9 protein-coding genes are annotated in these 9525 nt (G+C 68.1%); 4 read left to right on the top strand and 5 right to left on the bottom strand.

What is annotated here, in order from left to right; genetic code table 11:
- The first annotated feature begins 139 nt into the window (after positions 1-139).
- From G3N93_RS26535 to fahA, 4 genes are read left to right on the top strand one after another with little or no spacing between them, the layout of a single operon-like run.
- Positions 140-370 (top strand): DUF2783 domain-containing protein, encoded by a 231-nt coding sequence (locus G3N93_RS26535; RefSeq protein ID WP_174939372.1) that lies wholly within the window; start codon positions 140-142, stop codon positions 368-370.
- Positions 367-1728 (top strand): MFS transporter, encoded by a 1362-nt coding sequence (locus tag G3N93_RS26530; protein ID WP_206134299.1) that lies wholly within the window; start codon positions 367-369, stop codon positions 1726-1728. Before G3N93_RS26535 ends, G3N93_RS26530 begins: the two co-directional genes overlap by 4 nt.
- Before the next feature lie 15 nt (positions 1729-1743).
- Complete coding sequence (gene hmgA / locus G3N93_RS26525) at positions 1744-3078, top strand: homogentisate 1,2-dioxygenase (RefSeq protein WP_206134298.1); 1335 nt, start codon at positions 1744-1746, stop codon at positions 3076-3078.
- On the top strand, positions 3075-4379 hold the full coding sequence (fahA, locus tag G3N93_RS26520; RefSeq protein WP_206134297.1) for a fumarylacetoacetase: 1305 nt from the start codon (positions 3075-3077) through the stop codon (positions 4377-4379). The genes hmgA and fahA overlap by 4 nt, the downstream gene beginning before the upstream one ends.
- A gap of 154 nt (positions 4380-4533) precedes the next feature.
- On the opposite strand, the gene G3N93_RS26515 is transcribed toward fahA, so the two are convergent.
- The 5 genes from G3N93_RS26515 to G3N93_RS26495 all read right to left on the bottom strand — a co-directional run.
- The gene (locus tag G3N93_RS26515) at positions 4534-5694 is read right to left on the bottom strand and encodes an MFS transporter (RefSeq protein WP_174940678.1); all 1161 of its coding nucleotides are present in this window, start codon (positions 5692-5694) and stop codon (positions 4534-4536) included.
- Between the two features lie 93 nt (positions 5695-5787).
- Positions 5788-6957, bottom strand: a complete 1170-nt coding sequence (locus G3N93_RS26510; RefSeq protein ID WP_174939382.1) for an MFS transporter — start codon at positions 6955-6957, stop codon at positions 5788-5790.
- A gap of 234 nt (positions 6958-7191) precedes the next feature.
- Positions 7192-7959 carry a 5,6-dimethylbenzimidazole synthase gene (gene bluB, locus G3N93_RS26505; protein WP_206134296.1) on the bottom strand — a complete coding sequence of 256 codons (768 nt, stop codon included), beginning with the start codon at positions 7957-7959 and terminating at the stop codon, positions 7192-7194.
- A gap of 181 nt (positions 7960-8140) precedes the next feature.
- Positions 8141-9139 carry a 2-hydroxyacid dehydrogenase gene (locus tag G3N93_RS26500; RefSeq protein WP_174939386.1) on the bottom strand — a complete coding sequence of 333 codons (999 nt, stop codon included), beginning with the start codon at positions 9137-9139 and terminating at the stop codon, positions 8141-8143.
- A 30-nt stretch (positions 9140-9169) separates the two neighbouring features.
- Positions 9170-9525, bottom strand: a 356-nt coding sequence (locus G3N93_RS26495; protein ID WP_241026714.1) for a LysR substrate-binding domain-containing protein, incomplete at its 5' end; no start/stop codon positions are given.

Below are 9525 nucleotides of genomic sequence, written 5' to 3'. Positions count from 1 at the left end.
CCCGGCACGTTCTACCTGTTGCGTCCCGACCAGCATGTCTGCGCGCGGACGCGCACGCTCGACCGTCAGGCGCTGGCCGACGCACTGGCGCGCGCGACCTGCGCACGCTGAAAACGATAAAGACACCGGAGACACCGTCATGCCCACACTCGATACCCGCCCGCGCCTGGCTGACCCTGACGCGTTCTACGAAGCGTTGATCGACATGCATCGCGACCTGTCCGATGCGGACAGCCAGCTCGTCAACGCGAAGCTGATCCTGCTGCTCGCGAACCAGATCGGCGACGCCGACGTGCTGCGCGAAGCGATGGCGCTCGCGCGCCAGGGCGTGACGCCGCCCGTGCATCCGGCCGCCGAGGTGACGCAATGAGCGCGGCGCCGGCCGACGCGCGCGTGCTCGAAGTCGAGAGCGTGATCGACGACACCCATCGCCCGGGCTTTCACTGGATGCTGCTGGTGTTGTGCGGGTTGTGCCTCGTGATCGACGGTTTCGATGCGCAGGCGATGGGCTACGTCGCCCCGAGCGTGATCGCCGAATGGGGCGTGCCGAAGCAGGCGCTTGGGCCCGTGTTCAGCGCGAGTCTGTTCGGGATGCTGCTCGGCGCGCTCGGGCTGTCGGTGCTGGCCGACCGGATCGGGCGGCGCCCGGTGCTGATCGGCTCGACGCTGTTCTTCGCGGTGACGATGCTCGCGACGCCGTTCGCGGGTTCGATCCCGGTGCTGATGGCGCTGCGCTTCGTCACGGGCCTCGGCCTCGGCTGCATCATGCCGAACGCGATGGCGCTGGTCGGCGAGTTCAGCCCGGCCACGCATCGCGTGAAGCGGATGATGATCGTGTCGTGCGGCTTCACGCTCGGCGCAGCGATCGGCGGCTTCATCAGCGCCGCGCTGATTCCGGCGCTCGGCTGGCGGTCGGTGTTCTTCGTCGGCGGTGCGGTGCCGCTCGTGCTGACGATCGCGATGGTCGCGCGGCTGCCCGAATCGCTGCAGTTCCTGGTGCTGAAAGGGCGCGTCGAGCAGGCACGCGAGTGGCTCGCGCGCTTCGCGCCGCAGGCGGGCATCGATGCGAACACGCGGCTCGCGGTGCGCGAGCGCGCCGCGACCGGCGCGCCGGTCGCCGAGCTGTTCAGCCACGGCCGCCTGCCGGTCACGCTGCTGCTGTGGGCGATCAGCTTCATGAACCTGATCGATCTGTACTTCCTGTCGAACTGGCTGCCGACCGTGATGCGCGACGCGGGCTATTCGCAGGGCACGGCCGTGATCGTCGGCACGGTGCTGCAGACGGGCGGCGTGATCGGCACGCTGTCGCTCGGCTGGTTCATCGAACGCTACGGCTTCGTGCGCGTGCTGTTCCCCTGCTTCGCATGCGCGGCCGTGTCGGTGGGGCTGATCGGCTCGGTCGCGCATGCGCTGCCGTGGCTGCTGGTGGTGGTGTTCGCGGGCGGGTTCTGCGTGGTCGGCGGGCAGCCGGCCGTGAACGCGCTCGCGGGCCAGTATTACCCGACGTCGCTGCGCTCGACGGGCATCGGCTGGAGCCTCGGCATCGGCCGGATCGGCTCGGTGCTCGGGCCGCTCGTCGGCGGACAACTGATTGCGCTCAACTGGTCGAACGGTGCGCTGTTCCACGCGGCCGCGGTGCCCGTGCTGTGCTCGGCGCTGTTCGTCCTCGGGCTTGCCGGTGTGACGCGGCGCAACGGCGCGCAGGCGCCGAACGCCGCGATGAATTGAGGGAGAAAGGAAACGATGACGCTTGACCTGTCGAAACCGGCGGATGCCGGCTACCAGAGCGGTTTCGCGAACGAATTCGCGACCGAGGCACTGCCCGGCGCGTTGCCGCACGGCCGCAACTCGCCGCAGCGCGCGCCGTACGGGCTGTATGCGGAGCAACTGTCGGGCACCGCGTTTACCGCGCCGCGCGGCCACAACCGCCGCTCGTGGCTGTACCGCATCCGCCCGGCGGCCGTGCACCGGCCGTTCGAGCCGTATGCGGGCCCGCAGCGCCTCGTGTCGGAATTCGCCGATTCGGCCGACGTGCCGCCGACGCCGCCGAACCAGCTGCGCTGGGATCCGCTGCCGATGCCGGTCGAGCCGACCGATTTCGTCGACGGACTCGTGACGATGGCCGGCAATGGCTCGGCCGCCGCGATGAACGGCTGCGCGATTCATCTGTACGCGGCGAACCGCTCGATGCAGGATCGCTTCTTCTACAGCGCAGACGGCGAACTGCTGATCGTGCCGCAGCAGGGGCGCCTGTTCATCGCGACCGAATTAGGCCGGGTCGACGTCGAGCCGTTCGAGATCGCGGTGATCCCGCGCGGCGTGCGCTTTTCCGTCGCGCTGCCGGACGGCGACGCGCGCGGCTACATCTGCGAAAACTTCGGCGCGCAATTGCGCCTGCCGGATCTCGGCCCGATCGGCTCGAACGGTCTCGCGAACCCGCGCGACTTCCTGACGCCGCAAGCGGCGTACGAAGACCGCGAAGGTGCGTTCGAGCTGATCGCGAAGCTGAACGGCCGCCTGTGGCGCGCGGACATCGGCCATTCGCCGCTCGACGTCGTCGCGTGGCACGGCAACTACGCGCCTTACAAGTACGACCTGCGCATGTTCAACACGATCGGCTCGATCAGCTACGACCATCCCGATCCGTCGATCTTCCTGGTGCTGCAGTCGCAGAGCGACACGCCGGGCGTCGACACGATCGACTTCGTGATCTTCCCGCCGCGCTGGCTCGCGGCCGAGGATACGTTCCGCCCGCCCTGGTTCCACCGCAACGTCGCGAGCGAATTCATGGGGCTCGTGCACGGCGCATACGACGCGAAGGCCGAAGGCTTCGTGCCGGGCGGCGCGAGCCTGCACAACTGCATGTCGGGCCACGGGCCCGACGCGGACACGTTCGAGAAGGCGTCCGCGAGCGACACGACGAAGCCGCACAAGGTCGACGCGACGATGGCGTTCATGTTCGAAACCCGCACGCTGATCCGGCCGACGCGCTACGCGCTCGACACCGCGCAGCTGCAGGCGGACTACTTCGAATGCTGGCAAGGCATCAAGAAACATTTCAATCCGGAGCAAAGATGAGCGATACCCAAGACTGGCGCGCGACGCTCGACCCGGCCCGCAAGAGCTGGGTCGAGTCGGCCAACGATCCCGCCTGCGATTTCCCGATCCAGAACCTGCCGTTCGGGATCTTCAGCGATGCGAAGCAAGCGTCGCGCCGCGCAGGTGTGGCGCTCGGCGACCAGATCGTCGACCTCGCTGCGCTCGCGCGCGCGGGCCTCGTGACGCTGCCGGCCGGCGTCGATGTGTTCGCCGCACCGACGCTCAACGCGTTCATCGCGCTCGGTCGCGATGCGTGGCGCAGCGTGCGCGTGCAACTGTCGGACCTGTTCTCGCGCGACCATGCGACGCTGCGTGACGATGCTTCGTTGCGTGCGCAGGTGCTCGTTGCCCAGCGCGATGCGACGCTGCATCTGCCGGTCGAGATTCCCGGCTATACCGATTTCTATTCGTCGAAGGAGCACGCGACCAACGTCGGCTCGATGTTCCGTGATCCGAAGAATGCCCTGCTGCCGAACTGGTCGGAGATGCCGATCGGCTACAACGGCCGCGCGTCGTCGGTGATCGTGAGCGGCACGCCGGTACGGCGTCCGAACGGGCAACTGAAGCTGCCCGACCAGGAGCGTCCGGTGTTCGGCGCATGCCGCAAGCTCGACATCGAGCTGGAGACGGGTTTCATCGTCGGCCAGGGCAATGCGCTCGGCGAGCCGATCGCATGCGAGGACGCGGAAGCGCATATCTTCGGGATGGTGCTGCTGAACGACTGGAGCGCGCGCGACATCCAGCAATGGGAATACGTGCCGCTCGGCCCGTTCAACGCGAAGACCTTCGCGACGACGATCTCGCCGTGGATCGTCACGCTCGACGCGCTCGAACCGTTCCGCGTCGCGCAGCCGGAGCAGTCGCCGCAGCCGCTTGCGTATCTGCAGCACGCAGGCAAGCATGCGTTCGACATCGCGCTCGAAGTGACGCTGCGCGAGGAAGGGGCGGCCGAAGCAACGTCGATCAGCCGCACGAACTTCAAGCACATGTACTGGACGATGGCGCAGCAGCTCGCGCATCACACGATCGCGGGCTGCAACACGCGGGTCGGCGACCTGATGGGTTCGGGGACGATCAGCGGGCCGACGAAGGACTCGTTCGGCAGCCTGCTCGAACTGACGTGGAACGGCAAGGAGCCGGTTGCGCTGAACGGCGGCGGCAGCCGCGCGTTCATCGAGGACGGCGACGAGCTCACGCTCGCCGGATGGTGTCAGGGCGACGGCTATCGCGTCGGCTTCGGTGCGTGTGTCGGCAAGATCCTGCCGGCGTTGAAGGCGTAACGCTCAACGTAGCGCGTCCATAGCATGACGGCCCGCATTGCGCGGGCCGTCTTCGTTTATTTATGCAGGGGGATCGGCGTATCCGTCGCCGGGCGGCGCGTTTTTGCGCCGTCGTCGTTTGGGCAGCGCGCTTCGGTGTGTGCGCGCGCCGGCATCAGACCGCGCGTTGCAACGCGGCGCGACGCTCCCAAAGCGCGGCCGCGACGAACGCTGCGACGCAGACAACCAGCACGCCGACCAGTGCGTTGCTGCCCACTTGTTCCATCAACGCGCCGGCGACCAGCGGGCCGCCGAAGCTCGCGGCGCTCCACGACGCCGACACGAGCGAACTCGCGGTGACGAGCGCCGCGCCGCGGAAGCGTTCGCCGCATGCGACGAGCGACAGCGTGTAGATGCTGCCGGCCGCCGCGCCGAGCACGAACAGCAGTGGCCAGCAGAGCCACGGATTGGCGATCACGAACGGCAGCAGCGGCAGGCCGGCGAGCACGATCCAGCCTGCGCCGAGGTGCACGCGTTCGCGGCCGAGCTTGTCCGCAAGCCAGCCGATCGGGAACTGCATCGCGGTATCGCCGAACAGCATGATCGACGCGAGCAGCACGGCGGTGGCGCTCGCAACGCCGTGATCCATCGCGTAGAGCGGCAGCAGCGACAGCGCGAGCGTGTCGAACAGCGCGAAGAAGCCGGTGCCGATGATCAGCGCGGGCATGCGCGGCAGGATGTCGAGCCAGCGGCCGTGCGCTTCGTGATGCGCGTCGTCGCCGGCAAGCGGCGCGCGCCGGATCGTCGCGAGCGTCGGCAGCGCGAGCAGGAACAGCGCGCCGCACAGCGCGAAGCGAATGCTCGTCGCGCCCGCGATCTGGCTGACGAGCACCGGGCCCGCCATCTGGAACAGCGTGAAGTTGGTCGCGTAGATCGCGACGACGCGGCCGCGCGTCGAATCGTCGGCGAGCTGGTTGACCCACGCCTCGCCGATCGTGAACAGCAGCATCAGCGCGGCGCCGCACAGCACGCGCAGCGCGCCCCACAGGATCAGGTCCGACGTGAACTGCATCAGCGCGGTGGCTGCCGCGAGCAGCACGACCGATACGACGATCGCGCGGCGCGAGCCGATGTGTCGCGCGAGCGCGGTGACGAACGGGACGATCGCGAGGCCGCCGAGCGCCTGCGCGGCCGTCAGCATGCCGACGACGTTGGTGCCGTGTCCGGCCTCGGTCAGCGCGAGTGCGGTGAGCGGCAGCGTGGCGCCGGTGCCGAGACCGACGACCGCGACGCTCAGAATGAGTGCGAGGAAATCGCGATTAAGAATGGCTTTCATCGGCGGGGATGCTACACCGCGGACCTTGAAAGGTCCATGAAGGCCATCAGCTTTGAGTGGAGTTGTGTGCGCAACGATTTAGACAGGGTTGCTTCACACGTACTCGGTCGGCACGGCCACCGGGCGGCGTTCGAGCGACGCCGACCACAGCGTGAGCGCGAGCGCCGCAACAGCCATCGCAACGCCGACCCACGGCAGGTTCACGAGCGACACGCCGGAGCCGATCGCCATCCCGCCGAGCCACGCACCGGTCGCGTTGCCGAGGTTGAACGCGCCCTGGTTCAGTGTCGACGCGAGGTTCGGTGCGTCGCTGGCACGGTCGACGATCAGGATCTGCAGCGGCGGCACGATCGCGAACGCGAGAATGCCCCACACGAAGATCGTCGCGAGCGCGGCAAACGGCAGGTGCATCGTGCCCGCGAACAGCGCGAGGATCACGCCGATCAGCGCGAGCGTCGCGATCAGCGACGGCATCCGGCGCCAGTCGGCGAGCTTGCCGCCAAGCGTGCCGCCGACCGTCAGCCCGAGGCCGAACAGCAGCAGCACGTAAGTGACCTGGCGCGGCGAGAAGCCCGTCACGTCTTCGAGGATCGGCGTGATGTACGTGAACACGCTGAACAGGCTGGCCGAGGCGAGCACGCTGATGCCGAGCACCATCAGCACCTGCGGATGTTTCAGCACGCTGAATTCGCGCGTGATGCTGGTGTCGGGCATCGCGAGGTTCTTCGGCAGGCAGACGGCTAGCGCGGCGGCCGCGGCGATGCCGATGCCGGTGACGGCCCAGAACGTCGCGCGCCAGCCGTATGCCTGGCCGAGCGCGGTGCCGAGCGGCACGCCGAGCACGTTCGCGAGGGTGAGGCCGGTGAACATCAGTGCGATCGCCTGCGCGCGGCGGTTCGGCGCGACCAGGTTGCTCGCGACGACCGAGCCGATCCCGAAGAACGCGCCGTGGCAGAACGCGGTGACCACGCGTGCGGCCATCAGCACCGCATAGCCCGGTGCGATCGCGCAGAACAGGTTGCCCGCGATGAACAGCCCGATCAGGCCCATCAGCGCACGCTTGCGCGGCATCTTCGCGGTGACGATCGCGAGGATCGGTGCACCGATCGTTACGCCGAGCGCATAGCCCGACACGAGCATGCCGGCGGCCGGGATCGACACGCCGAGGTCGCGGGCGACATTGGGCAGCAGCCCCATGATCACGAACTCGGTGGTACCGATTCCAAATGCGGCGACGGCGAGGGCGAAAAGAGGTAAGGGCATCGCGGTAGGCTCGGGAAAAGCCGTCGCTCGGGCTGGCGCAGGATGCGCGGGACGGGCGGACGGTAAGGCGAACGACAGCCGCGATTCTACTTCAGTGAAAACCCCTATGCTTGGGGCCAAAACGGTTGTTGCCGGCGTGCGACGGGGGAGTGTGCGTGAAGCTCACAGTGTGGGATTCGGCGGGGTTTGCGGCGCTGAATGTGTTGGGGCGGAACGGTGGCGGCGAGGTGTTCGTCAGGCGATGCGTTCGGGGGAGCTGTCGACTGTGGTCGATGCGCTTGCCGAGTCGGCGCCCGTTTCCATTGCCGAATCCGCATCCGCCACGTCCGCGGGCGACGACGGCGATCCTGCGCCATCGATCGCGGCCGGATCGTCCCAGCCATTTTCGAACAGGCACGCTTCGATCGGCATCCGCGCCGCCCAACGCTCCTGCTCGAGCATCGGCTTCGCATAGAACGCGTCGACGTGCCCGACGCACAGCACGGCGATCGGTTTCGCGCCGTCGGGCATCCGCAGCAGCGTGCGCACCGCATCGACGTCGAACAGCGATACCCAGCCCATCCCGAGCCCTTCGGCGCGGGCCGCGAGCCACATGTTCTGGATCGCGCATGCGGCGGACGCGAGATCCATCTCCGGCAGGGTGCGACGGCCGAACACGTGGCGTTCGCGGCCGTCGGCGAGCGCGACGACCAGCAGCTCGCCGCATTCGCGCACGCCTTCGACCTTCAGCCGCATGAATTCGTCCTGGCGCTCGCCGAGTGCGTCGGCGGTCGCGCAGCGCTCGGCCTCGACCAGCGCGTGGATCGCGGTGCGCAGCGCCGGATCGGTGATGCGGATGAAGCGCCACGGCTGCATGAAGCCGACGCTCGGCGCGTGATGCGCCGCGCGCAGCAGGCGCGCGAGCACGGCGGGATCGACGGGCGCCGGCGTGAAGTGGCGCATGTCGCGCCGTTCGAAAATGGCGCGGTAGACGGCGGCGATGTCGGAGTCGTCGAAACGCATGGGCGGCACGAGCAGGGGATAACGTCGGCGCAACGATATCAGACCGCGCGCGAGCCGCGTTACATCATTCGAAACAAAGTGCGGAATTGTTGATGCAAAAGATCGTGTTTTCAGCGATGGTCAAAAGCAAACGATTGCGGTGTCGCTCGCAACCATGAAATGGGCCGGTTTCGTCGATTTCTCAGCGATTCGCCGTCACGACGTTCTGCGGCGTGCCCGCATGCCACGCCTCGATGTTCAGCAATGTGGTGTGCGCGATCTCGGCGAGCGCCTCGCGCGTGAAGAACGCCTGGTGCGACGTGACGATCACGTTCGGGAACGTCAGCAGGCGTGCGAGCACGTCGTCCTGCAGCGGCAGGTCGGAGTGATCCTCGAAGAAGAGCCCGCTTTCCTCTTCATACACGTCGAGCCCGAGGTGGCCGAGCTGGCCGCTCTTGAGCGCGTCGACCAGCGCCTGCGCATCGACGAGGCCGCCGCGCCCGGTATTGATCAGCATCGCGCCGTGTTTCATCCGCGCGAGCGTCCGTTCGTTGATCAGATGGTGCGTCGACGGCAGCAGCGGGCAGTGCAGGCTGACGATGTCGGCGTGGTGCAGCAATTCGTCGAGCGCGACATAGCGCGCGCCGAACGCGATCAGCTCGTCGTTGTACGGCGGCACCGAGTGCGCGAGTACATGCATCCCGAAGCCCATCATGATCTTCGCGAACACGCTGCCGATGATGCCGGTGCCGATCACGCCGACGGTCTTGCCGTGCAGGTCGAAGCCGAGCAGGCCGTTCAGCGAGAAGTCGCCTTCGCGGGTGCGCGCGACGGCGCGCGGCAGGCGGCGGTTGAGTGCAAGGATCAGCGCGACCGCGTGCTCGGCAACCGCGTGCGGTGAATAGGCGGGCACGCGCACGACCGTGATGCCGAGCCGCGCGGCGGCAGCCAGGTCGACGTGGTTGAAGCCCGCCGAGCGCAGCGCGATCAGGCGCGTGCCGCCGTCCGCCAGCCGTTCGAGGACGGCTGCGTCGACTGTGTCGTTGACGAACGGGCAGACGACGTCATAGCCATGCGCGAGGATCGCGGTTTCCGCGTCGAGGTGCGACGGCTGGAAGTGCAGCCGATAGCCGAACTGCCGGTTGGCGGCAGCAAACGAATCGTCGTCGTACTGCCGGCTGCTGAACAGGATCACGCGCACGCTGCACCTCCGAAGGCTGACGCGCGCAGTTTACTGCAGCCCCGTGACGATGTCGGAGCGGTCGGGCCCACGCGACGGCCGCAGGAAGCCGTAGTCGGTGCGTTCGCGGGCCGGTTGCGCGCTGAAATGATCGAGCGCGTGCTCGACGAAGCTGCGCGTGCGGGCCGGCACGTACTGGCGGTTCGGGTACACGAGCGACAGCTGCGTGTCGGGATCGTCGATCCGGTAGCCGGCCATCAGTCGCACGAGCGTGCCGCTGGCGAGCGCGCTGGCGACGCACGGCTCGGGCAGCACCGCGATGCCCGCGCCGGCCACCGCGGCCGCGTGGACGAGCGCAAGCTGGTTGACCGTGCAGGCTGGGCGCACCGTGACGGGATGCGCGACCG

Source organism: Burkholderia sp. Se-20378 (assembly GCF_017104665.1).
Classification (GTDB): Bacteria; Pseudomonadota; Gammaproteobacteria; order Burkholderiales; family Burkholderiaceae; genus Burkholderia; species Burkholderia lata.
The sequence above is the reverse complement of the archived record's forward strand: the minus strand, read 5'-3'. Positions and strand labels throughout refer to the sequence as shown.

Coding starts and splice junctions, on each gene's coding strand:
- hmgA (WP_206134298.1), top strand. CDS start 1,744: ATGACGCTTGACCTGTCGAAACCGGCGGATGCCGGCTACCAGAGCGGT.
- G3N93_RS26530 (WP_206134299.1), top strand. CDS start 367: ATGAGCGCGGCGCCGGCCGACGCGCGCGTGCTCGAAGTCGAGAGCGTG.
- G3N93_RS26510 (WP_174939382.1), bottom strand. CDS start 6,957: ATGCCCTTACCTCTTTTCGCCCTCGCCGTCGCCGCATTTGGAATCGGT.
- bluB (WP_206134296.1), bottom strand. CDS start 7,959: ATGCGTTTCGACGACTCCGACATCGCCGCCGTCTACCGCGCCATTTTC.
- fahA (WP_206134297.1), top strand. CDS start 3,075: ATGAGCGATACCCAAGACTGGCGCGCGACGCTCGACCCGGCCCGCAAG.
- G3N93_RS26535 (WP_174939372.1), top strand. CDS start 140: ATGCCCACACTCGATACCCGCCCGCGCCTGGCTGACCCTGACGCGTTC.
- G3N93_RS26515 (WP_174940678.1), bottom strand. CDS start 5,694: ATGAAAGCCATTCTTAATCGCGATTTCCTCGCACTCATTCTGAGCGTC.